This is a genomic window from Pantoea sp. PGP6 (genome assembly GCF_053474785.1).
This window is the reverse complement of record NZ_JBQBMA010000001.1, coordinates 2414570-2432151: the sequence shown is the minus strand read 5'-3', so window position 1 is coordinate 2432151 and position 17582 is coordinate 2414570. Positions and strand designations below refer to the sequence as shown.

General features: G+C 57.7%; 17 protein-coding genes. 3 read left to right on the top strand and 14 right to left on the bottom strand.

Annotated elements, in window-relative coordinates; genetic code table 11:
- Nucleotides 1-87 precede the first annotated feature (87 nt).
- The gene (dtpA, locus tag ACLIBF_RS11795; protein WP_031377355.1) at nt 88-1584 is read right to left on the bottom strand and encodes a dipeptide/tripeptide permease DtpA; all 1497 of its coding nucleotides are present in this window, start codon (nt 1582-1584) and stop codon (nt 88-90) included.
- 678 nt (nt 1585-2262) lie between these two features.
- On the opposite strand from dtpA, the gene ACLIBF_RS11790 reads away from it, so the two are divergent.
- Complete coding sequence (locus tag ACLIBF_RS11790) at nt 2263-2961, top strand: CTP synthase C-terminal region-related (seleno)protein (RefSeq protein WP_279810273.1); 699 nt, start codon at nt 2263-2265, stop codon at nt 2959-2961.
- Between the two features lie 37 nt (nt 2962-2998).
- Here the strand turns inward: ACLIBF_RS11790 and ACLIBF_RS11785 are convergent, their stop codons facing one another.
- The 13 genes from ACLIBF_RS11785 to ACLIBF_RS11725 all read right to left on the bottom strand — a co-directional run bounded on the left by ACLIBF_RS11785 (nt 2999) and on the right by ACLIBF_RS11725 (nt 15788).
- Nucleotides 2999-4345: an enolase C-terminal domain-like protein gene (locus ACLIBF_RS11785; protein WP_279810274.1), complete on the bottom strand. Its 1347-nt coding sequence runs from the start codon at nt 4343-4345 to the stop codon at nt 2999-3001.
- On the bottom strand, nt 4323-5666 hold the full coding sequence (locus tag ACLIBF_RS11780) for an MFS transporter (RefSeq protein WP_279810275.1): 1344 nt from the start codon (nt 5664-5666) through the stop codon (nt 4323-4325). The genes ACLIBF_RS11785 and ACLIBF_RS11780 overlap by 23 nt, the downstream gene beginning before the upstream one ends.
- A 210-nt stretch (nt 5667-5876) precedes the next feature.
- A complete protein-coding gene (locus ACLIBF_RS11775; RefSeq protein ID WP_031377353.1) occupies nt 5877-6599 on the bottom strand; it encodes an HPP family protein in 723 nt (240 codons plus the stop codon).
- Nucleotides 6600-6825: 226 nt separating this feature from the next.
- Entirely contained in the window at nt 6826-7458 is a 633-nt protein-coding gene (gene nth, locus ACLIBF_RS11770) for an endonuclease III (RefSeq protein ID WP_031377352.1), read from the bottom strand.
- Nucleotides 7455-8159, bottom strand: coding sequence for an electron transport complex subunit E (locus tag ACLIBF_RS11765; protein WP_046288345.1), 705 nt, complete (start codon nt 8157-8159; stop codon nt 7455-7457). The genes nth and ACLIBF_RS11765 overlap by 4 nt, the downstream gene beginning before the upstream one ends.
- Complete coding sequence (gene rsxG, locus ACLIBF_RS11760) at nt 8152-8784, bottom strand: electron transport complex subunit RsxG (protein ID WP_031377350.1); 633 nt, start codon at nt 8782-8784, stop codon at nt 8152-8154. The genes ACLIBF_RS11765 and rsxG overlap by 8 nt, the downstream gene beginning before the upstream one ends.
- A gap of 3 nt (nt 8785-8787) precedes the next feature.
- Nucleotides 8788-9846, bottom strand: coding sequence for an electron transport complex subunit RsxD (rsxD, locus tag ACLIBF_RS11755; RefSeq protein ID WP_031377349.1), 1059 nt, complete (start codon nt 9844-9846; stop codon nt 8788-8790).
- Nucleotides 9847-12840 carry an electron transport complex subunit RsxC gene (gene rsxC / locus ACLIBF_RS11750; RefSeq protein ID WP_448309858.1) on the bottom strand — a complete coding sequence of 998 codons (2994 nt, stop codon included), beginning with the start codon at nt 12838-12840 and terminating at the stop codon, nt 9847-9849.
- Nucleotides 12833-13411: an electron transport complex subunit RsxB gene (gene rsxB, locus ACLIBF_RS11745; protein WP_031377347.1), complete on the bottom strand. Its 579-nt coding sequence runs from the start codon at nt 13409-13411 to the stop codon at nt 12833-12835. The genes rsxC and rsxB overlap by 8 nt, the downstream gene beginning before the upstream one ends.
- On the bottom strand, nt 13411-13992 hold the full coding sequence (gene rsxA / locus ACLIBF_RS11740; RefSeq protein ID WP_031377346.1) for an electron transport complex subunit RsxA: 582 nt from the start codon (nt 13990-13992) through the stop codon (nt 13411-13413). The genes rsxB and rsxA overlap by 1 nt, the downstream gene beginning before the upstream one ends.
- A gap of 123 nt (nt 13993-14115) precedes the next feature.
- Nucleotides 14116-14559, bottom strand: coding sequence for a DUF2569 domain-containing protein (locus ACLIBF_RS11735; RefSeq protein WP_069728255.1), 444 nt, complete (start codon nt 14557-14559; stop codon nt 14116-14118).
- Nucleotides 14560-14663: 104 nt separating this feature from the next.
- Nucleotides 14664-14879, bottom strand: coding sequence for a transcription modulator YdgT (gene ydgT, locus ACLIBF_RS11730; RefSeq protein ID WP_031377344.1), 216 nt, complete (start codon nt 14877-14879; stop codon nt 14664-14666).
- A 375-nt stretch (nt 14880-15254) separates the two neighbouring features.
- A complete protein-coding gene (locus tag ACLIBF_RS11725) occupies nt 15255-15788 on the bottom strand; it encodes a cysteine hydrolase family protein (RefSeq protein WP_279810277.1) in 534 nt (177 codons plus the stop codon).
- 80 nt (nt 15789-15868) lie between these two features.
- Here ACLIBF_RS11725 and ACLIBF_RS11720 point away from each other — a divergent pair, with 80 nt between their 5' ends.
- Both ACLIBF_RS11720 and ytfQ read left to right on the top strand, forming a co-directional pair.
- The gene (locus tag ACLIBF_RS11720) at nt 15869-16090 is read left to right on the top strand and encodes a hypothetical protein (protein WP_279810278.1); all 222 of its coding nucleotides are present in this window, start codon (nt 15869-15871) and stop codon (nt 16088-16090) included.
- 487 nt (nt 16091-16577) lie between these two features.
- The gene (gene ytfQ / locus ACLIBF_RS11715) at nt 16578-17534 is read left to right on the top strand and encodes a galactofuranose ABC transporter, galactofuranose-binding protein YtfQ (protein ID WP_448309857.1); all 957 of its coding nucleotides are present in this window, start codon (nt 16578-16580) and stop codon (nt 17532-17534) included.
- Nucleotides 17535-17582 lie beyond the last annotated feature (48 nt).

Sequence of the window (17582 nt, the reverse complement as noted above, 5' to 3'; positions counted from 1 at the left end):
GACGACGATCAGGGAACGGAGAGAGGGCGACTGGGAGAGGAATAAAAAAAAGCCGGGCAGTGCCCGGCGGGTAAAGGGTCAGACGGTTTACGCCTCGACCTCTTTGGTTTTTGCGTCGTTATCCTGGGTCATCCGGTTAAGCAACGGCGCTGTAATCAGCATCAGCAGGGCAATGACCGCGGTCACGATACCAATCTGCTGGAACACGCGGCTATAGGTGGCCAGCGAAATCAGCGGATCGGTCACGTTTTCCGGCACTGCCATCAGGTTAGCCACTTTACCGGCAATCACTGCCGCGCCTGCGGTGGTCAGGAACCATGAGCCCATGATAAAGCCCATCAGACGCTGTGGCACCAGCTGTGCGACCATCGCCAGGCCGAGACCGGAGATCATCAGCTCACCGATACTCTGCAGCGCATAGCTCAGAATCAGCCAGTTAACCGAGACGATACCCGCATCGCTGGCAAACTTCGCGCCCACCGGCAGCACCAGAAACGCACCTGAGCAGAGCACCATGCCGAAAGCAAACTTATGCGGCATCGGCAGTTTATCGCCCAGCTTGTTGTAGAGCGCCGCCAGCAGCGGACTGGCCAGCATAATCCAGAACGGGTTCAGCGCCTGGAACTGTTCCGGCGCAAAGGTGATGCCAAGAATGCTGTGCTCAACGTTGCGGATGGCAAAGAAGTTCAGCGAAGTCGGCATCTGCATGTAGAGCACAAAGAACAGAATCGCTTCGACCATCAGCAGGAAGGCGACAATCATCTTACGACGCGCGGCACCCTGCAGGGCAAAGGCCTCTTTGGCAAACACCAGCACGATACCCAGCGCAATCACCGCCAGCACCAGACGGGCGATAGACTGGTGATGCAGCATCCAGTTAGCCAGTGCCACCAGCACCACAACGCCTACCAGCGTCATCAGCAGCTTACCGATTTGCAGCGGGGCGAAGTCCGGTTTAGAACCGTAATCTTTGACCATGCGCTTGCAGAACAGGAAGTTGAACAGGGTGATCACCAGACCAATGACCGACAGCGAGAACGCCACGTTGTAGCCATATTTCTCGGCTAACCACGGGGTCAGCATCATCGAGAACAGCGAGCCGATGTTGATCGACATATAGAACATGGTGAAAGCACCGTCGATACGCGGGTCATCTTTGTCGTAGCAGGTTGACAGCAGCGAAGACGGGTTCGCTTTAAACAGGCCGCTACCGACGGCGATGGTCGCCATACCGATATAGACAATGCTGACGTTGTGACCGGAGAAGGCCACCAGCGCATAACCCAGCGCCAGCACCAGCACGCCCAGCACAATCACGCGTTTGGTACCCAGCACCTTATCGCCGAGCCAGCCACCAATCGCCACCAGTCCGTAGACCAGTGCGCTGAACGAGGAGAACAGCGTGATGGAGTCTGATTCGGACATCCCCAGCTGTTTCACCAGGTAAACCGCCATGATGGCCTGCAGGCCATAGAAACCAAAACGTTCCCACAGCTCAATCGAGAAGATTAAGTAGAACGCCTTTGGCTGTTTAAACGCATTGAGACTGACTGTCTCATCAGTGTGTTTGTTTGCAGTTGACACATGTACCTCAGTTTTATCACACCCTGTTTCGGGACAGGAATTAAGTCCGCGTCATGTGAGTTGTCCATGCGCAAGATTGTTATTAGAAGGGAAAAGCGGCGACTAATTTGGCTGATTAAGCGCGACAGGGCAAGAATTTTCTGACCACTGGTTTAGCCTGATATTGTCGGGTTAAAAAACTTATAACAAACTGTTAATCGGATTTAAATATGGCAAGTGTCGATTATAGCAGTATAAATGCTGTGGATGCGAGCCAGTGGCTGGATAATATTGATATTAACTGCTAATAGAGGATTATGCAGATTAATAGTTTGTTGAATAATAACTATCCAGCACTATTCGTCAGTCAGCGACTATATTCCAGGCGAAGCGGCGAAATATCCATCATTTATCTGGCCGCTTTGCACTAAAAGTGAACAAATGACGATCCTGCGCACAAATAGATGATTTAATTCAGGAAGAAAAAGAAGAAACCGTTTGCGTGCTGAAAATCTGCGCAGCAAAAAACGGCAGCAGACGACAATCGAAGCATAAAAATTGCCTGCGCGGTCTGACAGTCCGGAATCAGATGCCCGGTTCGGTAGGGTGCAGAGGGCACAAATTCACGGCGCGTCCGGCCTCGCTCGACAGCAAATTAACATTCCTGTAACCTCATTCTTTCCCTCATGAGGATGGTTTATGTCTTCCCCTTTACGTTTATCTCTGGTCGGCGATTACCGTGCTGACGCCGTCGCCCATCAGGCGATTCCGCTGGCAATAGAACGTGCCGCCGCTGAGCTGAATATCACCGTTGACGCAGAGTGGATTGCCACTGAACAACTGGGCGATCTCAGCCGGCTGCAACAGCGTGAGGCGATCTGGGTGGTGCCAGGCAGCCCTTATCACCATGATGCCGGCGTGTTTGCCACCATCCGTATGGCGCGGGAACAGGGCAAACCTTTTCTCGGCTCCTGCGGCGGGTTTCAGTATGCGGTGATTGAGTATGCCCGCAACGTGCTCGACTGGCAGGATGCGGCACATGCGGAGACCGACCAGAGCGGACGGATGGTGATAGCGCCACTGAGCTGTTCGCTGGTGGAGCAGCGCGGCGCGGTCAGCTTTGCCGCCGGTTCGCGTATTGCCAGGGCCTACGGCACGCTGAACAGCGATGAGGGTTACCATTGTAACTTTGGCGTTAACCCGGACTTCAGCGCAGCGCTGGCCGACAGGACGCTGACTATCACCGCCTGGGACTCAGACGGTGATGTACGCGGTGTTGAGCTGGACGATCACCCGTTTTTTGTCGCCACGCTGTTTCAGTCAGAGCGGGCCGCGCTGCAACAGAAGACCTCACCGCTGGTGGTCGCCTGGATGCAGGCCGCGCTGGCGCAGCGCTGACCGCCAGCAGCCGGTGACAGTGTCACCGGCTGCGCGATTAATCGCGTAACAGCGCCGGGCGTCTGGCATCAAAGCGCCAGTTATTAATCAGGAACTGCATGCCGATTGCATCGTTACGGTTCTTATCCGGCAGTGCATTGTAGAGAGCATGTGCCGCTTCAACCTTCGACATATCTAACGTAATACCCAGTCCTGGCCCCTCAGGCAGTTCCAGATAGCCGTCGCGAATCTGGGGTGCCTGCTGCGTCAGCTGCTGTCCATCCTGCCAGATCCAATGCGTATCGAAGGCGGTCAGCCGATCGCCAGGCGCAGCCGCTCCCAGGTGCGCCACCATCGCCAGCGACACATCAAAATGGTTATTCGAGTGACAGCCGGTGGTCAGGCCCCATTCGTGGCACAGCTGCGCCACGGTATGCGCATTCCGCATCGTCCAGAAGTGCGGATCGGCCAGCGGAATATCGATGGCATTAAGCTGTAAGGCATGCTGCAACTGACGCCAGTCATTGGCAATCATGTTGGTGGCGACCGGAATGCCGGTGGCGCGCTTAAATTCTGCCAGCGTCTCGCGGCCGGAATAGCCGTTCTCCGCGCCGCAGGGATCTTCCAGATAAGGAATGCGACCCGCCAGCTGGCGTCCATAATAAATCGCGTCATCCAGTGACCAGCTGGCGTTGGGGTCCACCGTGACTCGCGCATCGGGAAAGCGTGCCAGCAGGGCATTAACGGTTTCAACTTCCACCTCTGCGTGGTGCACGCCGCCCTTAAGCTTGAAATCACGGAAACCGTAACGATCCGTCGCAGCCTCTGCCAGTCGCACCACGGCAGCAGCATCCATCGCTTTTTCATGGCGCAGTTGCAGCCAGCCATCGCTACCAGCCGGACCCGCCTGATAATTCATGGTGGTCAGTTTACGGTCGGCAATATAAAACAGGTAGCCCAGCACCGGCACCCGATCGCGCTGTTTGCCGCTGGCCAGCAGCTCGGCGATCGGCAAATCGAGATGCTGTCCCAGCAGGTCAAGCAGCGCCGCTTCAATCGCCGCAGCGGCATTGTAGAATTTCTCCGGGTTCATCTGCGGAATGTGAATGTCATTGGTATGTGCGCTCTGCTGGTGTCGCGCATCGCTGGCAAACAGCGTCGAAATCGTTGCGTTGAGCCGCAGCAGATCGCTGCCCTCAATCTGTGGCCGGAAGCGCTCCAGCAGCGCCAGCGTCGAGGCGTGGCAGGGGCTTTCGCCGACGCCGGTGCGGCCGGCGGAGTCGGTCATAATCACCAGAATGCGGGTGAAATAGCAGTTATGCGCGCCGCCAATATTCAGCAGCATGCTGTCATAGCCGGCGACCGGCACCACCCGCATAGTTTTAATGACTGGACTGGCTGACATGTTGATTCTCCATAGGTACAAGGGAAGACGGGGTGGGTTTACGGCGCAGCAGCAGCCACAGACCGGTCAGCAGCGACACGCTGGTCAGTGCATACAGGCCGCCGGTGGTCGAGCCGGTCTTCATTTCCAGATAGCCGAACACCGTCGGCGCGAAAAAACCGCCAAGATTGCCGATGGAGTTCACCAGCGCAATTCCCGGGGCGACAATCGATGCGGGCAGTTCACCCTGTGGCATGGGCCAGAAGAAGGTGGCGCTGACTTTCGAGCCGATGCAGGCGACGATCATCGCCAGAAAACCAAACCACGGCGATCCCAGCGTCGCCATAAAGGTACCGCAGGCGGCCACCAGCATCGCGACACCCAGCGCTTTATCCAGCTTATCGCGATGGCGGTCTGAAAAACGGCTCAGCAGATTGATGGCGACAATCGCGCACAGCCAGGGAACGGCGGTCAGAATGCCGATGCCAAAGCTGCTGAAGCCCTGAATACGCTGAATAATTTGCGGTAGCCAGAACACCAGCGTGTAGCCGGTCATGGTCATGGTGAAGAAAATGGCGCAGAAGAACAGCAGGCTACGGTTACGCAGCAGTGACATCCGGCCCGGCTGCTGGTTAAGCCGATCGCGATGGGCTTCTTCATTGTGCAGCTGCTGTGCCAGCGCCTGCTTTTCCGGCTCGCTCAGCCAGCGGGCATCGGCGGGCCGCGAAACCAGCACCCAGGCGGCCACGATCCCCACCAGCACCGAGGCACCACCTTCGAGGAACATCACCCATTTCCAGCCGGCGATACCGAGAAAATCATGCAGCATCAGGATCGCGCCGGTGATCGGGCCGGAAAACAGAAATGCCCCGGCGGTTGCGCTCAATACCATCGCAGTGGCCCGGCCGCGCCAGGCATTGGGCACCCACTGGCGAAAATAGAACAGCACGCCAGGGAAAAAGCCCGCTTCGGCAACGCCCAGTAAAAAGCGCAACAGGTAGAAATGCAGCGGAGAAGTGATAAAGCCGGTCAGCACCACCACCATACCCCAGGTGATCATGATGCGGGTCAGCCAGACCCGGGCACCATAACGCTTCATCATCAGGTTACTCGGCACCTCAAACAGCGCGTAACCGATAAAAAATAGCCCGGCACCTAGGCCGAAGGCGGCCGCGCTGATCCCGGCGTCGGTGTGAAGCTCTGCCTTGATAAAGCCAATGTTGGCACGGTCAATCTGGTTAATGATCAGCATAACGGCCAGCATCGGAATGATGCGGGTAAAAAACTTTTTGATGGCGGAGGCGATCAGCTCATCGTGATGCGGTGACAGGGCGCTATCCATCGGTCTTCCTCGCGGCTGCGTAGAGAAGAGCAAAGTGTAGGGCGCTGAAAAGGCGGGCTCTATGGGCAATCGCCCAGGGGACACTGGGCGTCCGGCCTGGGCATCATTGTTATCAATATGTTATTGGACCGGCGCTTCGCTTTGGCTGAGCAAAACTGTGGGTCGGATCATATTCAGGGTCTGGCCGTCAGCATTACCGGCCGCGGCGCCTCACGCTTTGGCGGTCTGACGACGCTGGGCAATCTGTTCGGCACGCTGCAACAGCGCCTGCAGATCGTCCTCGTCGATATCCAGCAGTTCGCCGCCTTCCAGCGCCTGATGCAGATCCGCGCGCGTCAGCGGCACCGGTATCTCAACCGGAGACGGTTTCACCTCTTCCGGTGCCAGCGGATGGGGATAGCGCCGCCCGGCAAGGTTGTTGAACAGGATAGCCAGCAGCGCCAGGGTCAGGGAGTTGAGCAGCACCGGCGTCAGGACAAAATGATAGCCGAGTTGATTCACTGTGGGTCCGCCCAGAATGGCGGTCAGGGCGACAGCGCCGCCCGGCGGATGCAGGCAGCGTAGCTGAAACATCAGCAGGATCGCCATGCAGGCGGCGACGCCACAGGCAATCGCCGGATTGGGGATCAGCTGACCGATCGTCACGCCAGCCAGCGCCGACAGCGTATTGCCGCCGACGATTGCCCACGGCTGCGCCAGCGGACTGGCCGGTACGCCAAACAGCAATACCGCCGATGCACCCACCGGCGCGACAAACCACAGGTTCAGCTCGCCCAGCACCCAGTGACTCAGCAGACTGGTCAGGATCAATCCGATACCGGCACCGAGGCTGGCGATCATCACATGCTTTTTACTCACCGCCAGCGGATGGGGCCAGAATCGGGCCAGAAACAGGCGCATCGCCTGCCTCCCGCTGGAAGGGCTTTTGCTCATTACTTTACGCACCGTGTCATAACTTTTTCTTATCGTCGGGGTCGGCGATTTTCCATCATCAACATCAATGTAACAACCCGACAAATTGTGCAGGTATCTTCGGGGCGATATTTACCCCGGAAAAAAGGGGAAATCATGGGGCAGCAACGATGTTTAACTGTCGTCATTGGCGCTGGCAGGTGGGGCGCTAAATAAAAAGACCCGCCGTAGCGGGTCAGAATGAAAATTAATCAACCTTATCGGGATACTCACACAGGTCTTCAATCAGACAGGCACCACAGCGCGGTTTTCGCGCCACGCAGGTATAGCGGCCATGCAGGATCAGCCAGTGGTGGCAATCAACTTTATAGGCCGCCGGCACCACCTTCAGCAGTTTCTGCTCCACCTGCTCGACATTTTTACCCGGCGCAAAGTGGGTGCGATTGCAGACGCGGAAGATATGGGTATCGACCGCGATAGTCGGCCAGCCAAACGCGGTGTTCAGCACCACATTGGCGGTTTTACGGCCCACGCCGGGCAGTGCTTCCAGCGCCGCACGATCTTCCGGCACCTCGCCGTTATGCTGTTCCAGCAGGATGCGGCAGGTCTTAATCACATTTTCCGCTTTGCTGTTAAACAGCCCGATAGTTTTGATGTACTCCTTAACGCCCTCAACGCCCAGCGCCAGCATCGCGGCCGGGGTATTCGCCACCGGATAGAGCCGGGCGGTGGCTTTGTTAACGCTGACGTCAGTGGCCTGCGCCGACAGCAGAACCGCAATCAGCAGCTCAAACGGCGAGCTGAAGTTTAGCTCGGTGGTCGGATGCGGATTATTCTGCTGCAGCCGACGGAGGATCTCATTACGTTTGGTCTGGTTCACACCGCTTTCCCGGTCGCGCCCTGTGGAGCGGCAGAGGCAGCGGCTTCTGCGCGCTGTGCAGCCCGTTGTTTCATTTTCTGGTCGATCAGATATTTACCCGCCAGCATCATGCCGAGACCGATAAAGGCTCCGGGCGGCAGCATCGCCAGCAGCATCGGCGAGTCAAAATGCACCACCTCAATCCGCAACGATTTAGCCCACGGCCCCAGCAGCTGATCGGCACCGTTAAACAGCGTGCCGCTGCCGATGATTTCACGCATTGATCCCAGCACCACCATGGCGCAGGTAGCACCCATACCGATGGCGAAACCATCCAGCGCCGCCAGCGGGATGCTGCTTTTCGAGGCGACCGCCTCGGCCCGGCCAACCACGATGCAGTTAGTCACAATCAGCGGGATGAAGATGCCCAGCGACTGATACAGACCATAGGCGTAGGCGTTAATCAGCATCTGCACACAGCTCACCACCGAAGCGATGATCATCACGTAAATCGGGATGCGGATCTCCGACGGCACCCAGCGGCGTGAGGCGGAGATAAAACTGTTGGTCAGAGTCAGCACCAAGGTGGTCGCCAGACCTAATCCCAGAGCGTTGGTGGCGGTGGCGGTCACGGCCAGCAGCGGGCAGAGACCCAGCAGCTGCACCAGGGCGGAGTTATTTTTCCACAACCCGCCGACCAGCAGGCTTTTAGCTTCACTCATTTGCGTCTCCACATGCCGGTAACGAAGAGAGTTTCTCCGGAAGGGTTGCTATTAACAGTGCGGTGCGTTTGGTGGCGTTGACCACCGCGCGTGGGGTAATGGTGGCACCGGTAAACTGGTCGAACTCACCGCCATCCTTTTTCACCGCAAAGGCTTTATCTGTCGGACCCTGAACCACTTTGCCGTTAAAGCTGTTGATCCAGTCCGAAATACGCAACTCGATTTTATCGCCCAGACCCGGCGTTTCATGATGTTCCACCACCCGCACACCCAGCACTTTACCGTGAAAATCGGCCCCGACCAGCATCTGAATGGCACCGGAATAGCCATCCGGCGCGGTCGTTTCCAGCGCGGCCGCCACTGGCTGACCGTTGTTACGCGCCAGATAAAGATGGTGGGGCGCGGCATTGCCTAACGCCGGGTCCGTGACAACGTAACAATCCTGCTGGATGTTGTTGTCGTAGAGCGAGGTCGGCACCACCTGGTCAAGCAGGTTTTTCTGCTGTAGCTGAGTCTGATGTTCCACCGTGGGTTTGGTCACGGTATTAACCACTGCGGTCGCCGCAGTAGTGATCGCGGCAAAGATCGCCAGCGTCACGCCATTTTTACGAATCGTCTCCAGCATCGCTTAATCCTTTAAATGGCCGTAAACGCGCGGCTGGGTGTAGTAGTCAATCAGCGGCACGCAGATGTTGGCCAGCAACACCGCGAAGGCCACGCCATCCGGGTAACCGCCGAAACTTCTGATCAGCCAGACCAGCAGGCCGATCAGCGCGCCGTAAATCAGACGACCGCGGTTAGTGGTGGAGGCGGTAACCGGATCGGTGGCGATGAAAAATGCACCCAACATAGTCGCGCCGGAGAACAGGTGAATCAGCGGACTGTTGAGCGAGTCTGGTGAAAATACCCAGCCAAGCGTAGCGCAGAACGCCAGCGACAGCAGCATAGCGGCAGGAATATGCCAGCGGATCGCATTTTTCCACAGCAGAAACAGACCGCCAGCCAGGTAACCCAGATTGACCCATTGCCAGCCGAGACCCGCCAGCACGCCGCTGTAGATTGGCTGCGCCAGTAACTGATCGGCGCTGTGACCGGCGCGCAGCCCGGTTTTAAAGGTATCCAGCGGCGTCGCCTGGCTGATGCCGTCAACGCCAATCTGCAACTGCTGCATGGTCTCGCCCGCCAGCGTATGGCCGCGGAATATCATGCTCAGACTGTCCATCAGCGTCGGTTTAATCGCCTGTAGCGTGTCGGGCGGCAACCAGCTGGTCATCTGGACCGGGAAGGAGATCAGCAGCACCACATAACCGACCATCGCCGGATTGAAGGGGTTCTGGCCCAGCCCGCCATACAGCTGTTTGGCAATGACGATGGCGAACACCGTGCCGATCACCACCAGCCACCACGGTGCCAGCGGGGGCAGACTGATACCGATCAGCACCGCCGTCAGCAGCGCTGAGTTGTCTGCCAGGTTGCTGCCAACCGGCGCTTTACGCAGCCGTAAAATAGCAGCTTCAGTCAGCCAGGCGGTCAGCGTAGCCAGTAAAACCTGTAAAAGCGTGCCGTAGCCAAAGAAATAACACTGTGCGGCAAAACCCGGCACCGCCGCCAGCACCACCAGCAACATGATATTGCCGGTACTGCGGCGGTTATGGGTATAAGGGGAACTTGCGATACGAAAAGCCATTTAATCCTCAAGCGTCGTAGACGACTGCGCTTTACGCGCTTTGGCACGTGCGATGGCGGCCGCTATGGCGGCTTTACGCGCATCATCGGGTTGATTCAATTCAGGTGCCTGTTCCGGTTCAGCATTGGCGTTGTTCGCTTGCTCCTGCGCCTGTTCAGCTTTTTCGACGGCGTAATGGGCCTGCGTGGCCACTACCGCAGCATCACGTGAGGCTGCATCGGCCGCCGCTGCCTGAGCCTGCGCTTTCTTCGCCTTCGCGCGGGCAATCGCGGCCTGCACTGCGGCTTTGCGCGGATCGTCAGTTTCTTCAGCAGGCTGTGACTCAGCGCCCGTTACCGGCTGTGGCTCCGCCGCGCTGTCTGCCTGGGCGGCTTTCTTCGCCTTCGCGCGGGCGATAGCGGCCTGCACTGCGGCTTTGCGCGGATCGTCAGTTTCTTCAGCAGGCTGTGCGTCAGCGCCCGTTACCGGCTGTGCGCTTTCCGCCTGGGCGGCTTTCTTCGCCTTCGCGCGGGCGATAGCGGCCTGCACCGCGGCTTTGCGCGGATCGTCAGTTTCTTCAGCAGGCTGTGCGTCAGCGCCCGTTACCGGCTGTGCGCTTTCCGCCTGGGCGGCTTTCTTCGCCTTCGCGCGGGCAATGGCGGCCTGCACTGCGGCTTTACGCGGATCGTCAGTTTCAGCAGCAGGCTGTGACTCAGCGTCCGTTACCGGCTGTGCGCTGTCTGCCTGGGCGGCTTTCTTCGCCTTCGCGCGGGCGATAGCGGCCTGCACCGCGGCTTTGCGCGGATCGTCAGTTTCAGCGGCAGGCTGTGCGTCAGCGTCCGTTACCGGCTGTGCGCTGTCTGCCTGGGCGGCTTTCTTCGCTTTCGCGCGGGCAATCGCGGCCTGCACTGCGGCTTTGCGCGGATCGTCAGTTTCAGCAGCAGGCTGGGCGTCAGCGTCCGTTACCGGCTGCGCGCTGTCCGCCTGGGCGGCTTTCTTCGCCTTCGCACGGGCAATCGCGGCCTGCACCGCGGCTTTACGCGGATCGTCAGTTTCAGCGGCAGGCTGTGACTCAGCGTCCGTTACCGGCTGCGCGCTTTCCGCCTGGGCGGCTTTCTTCGCCTTCGCGCGGGCAATCGCGGCCTGCACCGCGGCTTTGCGCGGATCGTCAGTTTCAGCGGCAGGCTGTGACTCAGCGTCCGTTACCGGCTGCGCGCTGTCTGCCTGGGCGGCTTTCTTCGCCTTCGCGCGGGCAACAGCCGCTTCAACCGCCGCTTTACGCGGATCGACTGCCGCCTCTTCATTGGCCTCGCTCCCGGCCCCGGCTGGCGTCATTTTCTTCGCTTTGGCGCGGGCAATCGCCGCCTCAACCGCCGCTTTACGCGGATCGGTAGTCTGACGACTCAGCGCCTGAGTTTCTGCCTGAGCCTCGGCCTGACGCAGACGCGCCTGCGCATGACGGGCTTCACGCTGCGCTTCAGCAGCGGCTTCATCAGGTTCGGCACGACGGGCGGTGGCCCGCGCTTTCGCTGCCGCCAGCTCGCCGTTGTCGCTGCGGGCAACGCGCTGTTTCGCCTCTTCATGTCGCGCTTCACGCGCCTGCTTCTCACGTTCCAGCCGGGTCTGGCGCGCTTCAAAGCGCGCTTTGGCTTCGAGGGTACGTTTCGCTTCCAGATCGATGGCGCGCAGCTCAGCTTTTTCCTGCCGGTAATACTGCACCAGCGGAATATTGCTCGGGCAGACATAGGCGCAGGCACCGCACTCAATGCAATCATCAATGTGATGCGCGCGCGCCTTATCGTGGTCGCCGCCCTGGCTGTACCAGTAAAGCTGCTGTGGCAGCAGTTTAGCCGGGCAGGCATCAGCGCAGGCAGAACAGCGAATGCAGGACTGCTCTTCGTCGTTGTTACCCATTTCGCTGCTGGACGGGGCCAGAATACAGTTGGTGATCTTCACCACCGGCACGTCCAGCGACGGCAGGGTAAAGCCCATCAGGGGACCGCCCATGATCACCATCTGGCGCGGGCCAGGACGGAACCCGACCTGATGCAGCAGATGGCTGATAGGCGTGCCGAGACGGCTCCAGACGTTGCGCGGCTGGGCGATCGCCTCGCCGGTCAGCGTCACGACGCGTTCTGTAATCGGTTCACCATTGATAATCGCGCGCTTAACTGCCCAGGCGGTACCGACGTTCTGCATCAGCACACCAATATCGGTCGAGCGTCCGCCGTGCGGAACCTCCATCCCGGTCAGGATGCGGGTCAGCTGTTTAGCACCGCCAGAGGGGTATTTGGTCGGGATCACCCGGATTTGCAGATCGCGCTCGCCGCCTAACGCCTGCTTCAGTGCCGCAATGGCTTCAGGTTTATTATCTTCGATGCCAATCAGCACCCGTTCTGCCTGTAATACCCAGGCGAGAATCCGGCTGCCTTCCAGCACTTCAGCCGCGTAGTCCTGCATCAGACGGTCATCCGCAGTGATGTAAGGCTCGCACTCTGCCGCATTGATGATCAGGGTTTTGACACCGCGCAGACCGCCTTTAAGCTTGGTGGCGGTCGGGAAGCCCGCGCCGCCCAGACCGGCAATCCCGGCATCGTGAATACGCTGCACGATGTCGGCGCGCGGATGCTGGCGGTAATCGGGCAGGGGATCAAGCGGCATCCAGCGGTCTTCGCCATCGGGCGTCAGGAAAATGCACAGCTCTGACAGGCCAGACGGATGGGCGGTCATGTGCTGACCGATATCCTCGATGGTGCCGGAGGTCGGGGCATGCACCGGTAACATCCGGCCGGTGCCAAAGGTCAGGGGCTGACCGCGCAGCACCTTATCGCCCGGTGCCACGCAGATTTCACCTTCGTGACCGATGTGCTGTTTCAGCGGGATGATAAAACGGTGCGGCAACGGCAGTTCGCTCAGCGGGGTACCGTTGGACTGGGTTTTCATTTCCGGCGGATGAATGCCGCCCTGAAAATCCCAGATCTTATCTTTTTTGAAAAAATTCAACAAATTAAGCATGAGTTTCTACCGGAATCACCCGCACCGGAATGCTGTTCAGATCCCACTTCCAGTTGGCAGGCGTGGTCTCAACCGGCCGCATCTCGATGCAGTCAGTCGGGCAGGGCGCAACACAGAGATCGCAGCCGGTGCAGACATCGCTCAGCACGGTGTGCATGGCGCGGGTCGCCCCGACAATCGCATCTACCGGGCAGGCCTGAATACACTTGGTGCAGCCAATGCAGTTCGCTTCATCGATAAAGGCCACGGTGCGGACCGGCGCTTTGGCGGTTTCATCGCCATCAATCGGCTGCGGCTCAACGTTCAGCAGCTCTGCCAGCTTGAGCATGGTCTGCTCGCCGCCTGGCGCGCACTTGTTGATGGCTTCACCGTTGTTGCCCACCGCATCGGCATAGGGGCGGCAACCGGGATAGCCACACTGCCCGCACTGACTCTGCGGCAGAATGGCATCAATTTGCTCAACGATTGGGTCTTCTTCGACCTCAAAGCGGCGTGAAGCGTAGCCCAGCAGCGCACCGAACACCAGGCTCAGCGCACTTAATACAGCAACTGCTATCCAGATCGCGGTCATCAGAATTTCACCAGACCGGTAAAGCCCATAAACGCCAGCGCCATCAGGCCAGCGGTGATCAGGGCAATGGAGTTACCTTTGAACGGGGCCGGGACGTTGGCCAGCACCAGACGTTCACGCATGCCGGCGAACAGCACCATCACCAGCGAGAAGCCGAGTGAGGCGCTAAAGCCGTACAGGGCTGCCTGCAGAAAGGTGTGATTCAGATTGACGCTCAGCAATGGCACGCCCAGCACCGCGCAGTTGGTGGTGATCAGCGGCAGGAAAATGCCCAGCAGGCGATAGAGCGACGGGCTGGTTTTACGTACCACCATCTCGGTGAACTGCACCACCACCGCGATCACCAGGATATAGGCCATGGTGCGCAGGTAGACCAGATCGAGCGGCAGCAAAATCAGGTGATTCACCAGCCAGGCACAGATTGAGGCCAGCGTAATCACGAAAGTGGTGGCCAGGCCCATGCCGATTGCCGTCTCCAGTTTTTTGGAAACGCCCATAAACGGGCACAGGCCAAGGAACTTCACCAGCACGAAGTTATTTACCAGCACAGTACCAACAAAGAGAAGCAGATAATCGGTCATTTTTTCGCCTGAAATCCAGAAAGCGGCTTATTATCATTGATAGTGCGGCGTATCTCAACCGCTACGCCGCAACCGGCCGGGCAGACCGCACTCAGAATTAAATTCCTGACACAACTCACAGCGTTAGGGTTCAATAAAGGTGCTTTTTACCCGCTTTGAGCGTTTGAAGTAAGGGGCAAACACCGCTGCGGCCGCCAGTGAAAGCAACAGCGTCTGTAAGGCGCGGCTGTCGGTTACCGGGGTAAAGGCAAAGGTTTTCAGCGCCAACAGCACGGTAATCAGCAACCACAGCAGATAATGGCGCGGTAAACGGCGTGAGCGCTTAAAGAACAGCCAGCTAATCCATAGGCTGTAAGCCCAGACCGCCACGGCGGTCAGCAGGGAGATGGCCCAGTAAGAGAAAAGGGTGCTGCCATGGGAGAAGAGTGTCGCGCGCCATTCCGGATTAAACAGCGGTGTAAGGTACATCGCCATTACCAGCGCAGTGGTTAACAGGGTCATAATCAGCCAGGCCAGCGGCAGCAAAAGCCAGCCACCGATGCGCGGCGCAGCAACCTGTTCATTCATAGCGGTAATTCCTGTCTTGGGAAGTCGAAGCGCAGCAGAATAGCATGTCCAGATGGGGCGCGCCCGCCTGGACAACGTAACCAAAAAAATCAGGCAGCAGGAAGTTATACCACGTAGCGCCACACCGTCTTAGGCACACAGCCAAGATCATATAACCGTCCGCCCGACGCCAGTTCGGCGCGCCGATGATCGGCAGCACGGTACATATTGATGATATCCATCTCATCGGTGAGCGAGTAATTGAGGTGATCGAAGAGCTTTTCCAGACTGTCTGAGTTATTCACTTTACGAAATTTAAGCAGGTAGTCGTACGCAGTCATCATTGCCATAACAGTAGAAGGAACTAAGGAGTGCTCAGTATAGGGGGCAAGCTAAACCTGTCCAGATCCTGTGATCAAAAAAAGGTGAAAATCAGATAAACGACCGGAATACGCCGCTAAAAGTCCATTTTTGCAGGTTTATTCGCGGATAGGGCCACCTGCCCGCGGTGCTGAACCGGGAATTCTGCAACATCGCCCGTGTCAGAAAATAATCCCTCCGCGCTGAGGTGCCAGGCGTGTCACACCGCGTCCGGACGGTTTTTGCCTGGCCTGCGTGGTGAAGGCCAGCATCAGGCCTGCTGGCAGCAGCGTTGCAGGTGGCTGACCGGCGCGGCAGATAGAGTGACTGCGCAGATTTTAATAACGCAATGTTGACTAAAAATGCCACTCCGCAGCCGCGCTCAGGGTAACAAACGGACCGGCCAGGGTCAGATTATGGTGAGCAATGATTTTTTCTGCGGTCAGATGGGGATTATCCACCGTGGTGTGGGCATCAGAAACCAGCACCACTGAAAAACCGCAATCTGCGGCTGCCCGACAGCTGGTATCGACGCAAAACTCGGTTTTCATCCCGGTCACCACCAGCTGTTTAATCCCTTTTTCTCGTAACTGGCTCAGCAGCGGCGTATCTCTGAAACAGCTGGGGAATTTTTTGATAAAAACACCCTCCTGCGCATCATCAACGCCCAGTTCCGGCAACAGACGGGTTAACGGGCTCCGGGCGCTGAATGGGGAATCATCGGGTCCGGTATGGCGTGCAAAAAAGATCGGGACCTTAGCCTGACGCGCTTTTTCAATCAGCAGGCAAATATTCGCTAACACCCTATCGGCGTGATGAGGCGTGACAGCTCCCCTGAACAGGCCCTGTTGCATATCGATGACTAATAATGCGCTTTCAGATGAACTCATGTTGTTTCTCCATTCAGAGGGTAAAGAACGGAGAACAGGTCCCCGTCCGGTTGGGCGGGGAGCGAAGATCTGTTTGTCAGGTGCCGGTCACAGATACGCTCACGCCGCCGCTCAAAGCGGTGCGGGTGGTAGTAGTGGTAGTGGTAGTGGTAGTGGTGGTGATCGAACCTGAGATAAACATGATGTTGCCTTCAGTGGTGACTTCTGAACGAGTGGTGACTAATGAACAACACGCTAACACAGATGGTGCAGTAAATACGCCGCAGCGGAGTAAAAAAACGCTTGGTCAGGGTCGCCCTTAACCCGGCAGTGCGCATTGCCTGCCGTCGTCTCAGGCCGCCCGTCGTGGTCAGCCGGCGTCGCGCTGTCAACCGATCGCCCGCAGAAGTCGCCAGAGAAACGTTTCGCCCGCCAGTCACCTGAAAAATGCACTATGTGGGCACTATGCGAGCGCTACGCTAGCACTATGCAAGCAATGTGCGGGCAATCACAAATCCCATTTTTTGTTCATCCCGCAGGCGGATAACCCATTTTGTACGCCTGGCTGTAATCGCTTTCAGTGGGGCTGCGCATAAGCGATTCTGTTTATTACAATTATTTAACCCGTCCTGATTTCACTTTCAGTTGTTTTATCCATAACAGCCTGCGCTATAAAACGGTTGATGTTGACGTAACTCCTTTAAATTGCTCAATTTTGTGAAGCATGTCGCCATTATGCACCCTTTTTTAGTCCAGGCTAAGCGGGCTCTCTACCCTAAACAGCAAATGCCCTTCAGAGGAATAAAAACTATGTGGAAACGTTTACTTCTGACCACGCTGGTCAGCGCCGCGTTGACCGGACCAGTGCTGGCTGCGGACATGACGGTCGGCTTCTCGCAGGTGGGTTCGGAATCTGGCTGGCGCTCCGCCGAAACCAACGTGGCGAAAAGCGAAGCTAAAAAACGCGGTATCACCCTGAAAATCGCTGATGGTCAGCAAAAACAAGAGAACCAGATTAAAGCGGTTCGCTCGTTTATCGCTCAGGGCGTTGACGCCATCTTTATCGCGCCGGTGGTGCAGACCGGTTGGGAACCGGTGCTGGAAGAAGCCAAAGACGCCAAAATCCCGGTCTATCTGCTGGACCGCGCCATCGTAGTCAAAGACAAATCGCTGTATCAGGCGGTTGTCACTGCGGATAACGTGCTGGAAGGCAAGCTGATTGGCGACTGGCTGGTGAAAACCGTCGGCGACAAGCAGTGTAACGTGGTGGAACTGCAGGGCACGGTCGGGGCCAGCGTGGCGATCGATCGTAAGAAAGGCTTTGCTGAAGCGATCAGCGGTCATCCGAACATCAAAGTGATCCGCTCTCAGTCCGGCGACTTTACCCGCAGCAAAGGTAAAGAGGTAATGGAAAGCTTCATCAAGGCGGAAAACAACAGCAAGAACATCTGCATGGTTTACGCACACAACGATGACATGGCGATCGGTGCCATCCAGGCGATTAAAGAAGCCGGTCTGAAGCCCGGCAAAGATATTCTGACCGGCTCGATTGACGGCGTACCGGATATCTATAAAGCGATGCTGGCAGGCGAAGCCAATGCCAACGTGGAGCTGACGCCAAACATGGCCGGCCCGGCCTTTGATGCGCTGGAGAAATTTAAGAAAGAGGGCACGCTGCCGCCAAAAGTGATCAAAACCGAATCGAAACTGTTCCTTCCTGCTGACGCTCAGCGGGAACTGGAACGCAAAAAAGGCATGGGTTACTAAGCCGCAGACCGCCCTGCGGGGCGGTTTTTCATGACGTGAGGCGGAGTT

What these genes read in the sequence shown, in the direction of transcription:
- ydgT (WP_031377344.1), bottom strand. Translation starts at nt 14,879, where the DNA reads ATGACTGCGTACGACTACCTGCTTAAATTTCGTAAAGTGAATAACTCA.
- rsxD (WP_031377349.1), bottom strand. Translation starts at nt 9,846, where the DNA reads ATGGCTTTTCGTATCGCAAGTTCCCCTTATACCCATAACCGCCGCAGT.
- rsxC (WP_448309858.1), bottom strand. Translation starts at nt 12,840, where the DNA reads ATGCTTAATTTGTTGAATTTTTTCAAAAAAGATAAGATCTGGGATTTT.
- ACLIBF_RS11735 (WP_069728255.1), bottom strand. Translation starts at nt 14,559, where the DNA reads ATGAATGAACAGGTTGCTGCGCCGCGCATCGGTGGCTGGCTTTTGCTG.
- ACLIBF_RS11725 (WP_279810277.1), bottom strand. Translation starts at nt 15,788, where the DNA reads ATGAGTTCATCTGAAAGCGCATTATTAGTCATCGATATGCAACAGGGC.
- rsxG (WP_031377350.1), bottom strand. Translation starts at nt 8,784, where the DNA reads ATGCTGGAGACGATTCGTAAAAATGGCGTGACGCTGGCGATCTTTGCC.
- ACLIBF_RS11775 (WP_031377353.1), bottom strand. Translation starts at nt 6,599, where the DNA reads ATGAGCAAAAGCCCTTCCAGCGGGAGGCAGGCGATGCGCCTGTTTCTG.
- rsxB (WP_031377347.1), bottom strand. Translation starts at nt 13,411, where the DNA reads ATGACCGCGATCTGGATAGCAGTTGCTGTATTAAGTGCGCTGAGCCTG.
- ACLIBF_RS11780 (WP_279810275.1), bottom strand. Translation starts at nt 5,666, where the DNA reads ATGGATAGCGCCCTGTCACCGCATCACGATGAGCTGATCGCCTCCGCC.
- ACLIBF_RS11785 (WP_279810274.1), bottom strand. Translation starts at nt 4,345, where the DNA reads ATGTCAGCCAGTCCAGTCATTAAAACTATGCGGGTGGTGCCGGTCGCC.
- ACLIBF_RS11790 (WP_279810273.1), top strand. Translation starts at nt 2,263, where the DNA reads ATGTCTTCCCCTTTACGTTTATCTCTGGTCGGCGATTACCGTGCTGAC.
- rsxA (WP_031377346.1), bottom strand. Translation starts at nt 13,992, where the DNA reads ATGACCGATTATCTGCTTCTCTTTGTTGGTACTGTGCTGGTAAATAAC.
- ACLIBF_RS11765 (WP_046288345.1), bottom strand. Translation starts at nt 8,159, where the DNA reads ATGAGTGAAGCTAAAAGCCTGCTGGTCGGCGGGTTGTGGAAAAATAAC.
- ytfQ (WP_448309857.1), top strand. Translation starts at nt 16,578, where the DNA reads ATGTGGAAACGTTTACTTCTGACCACGCTGGTCAGCGCCGCGTTGACC.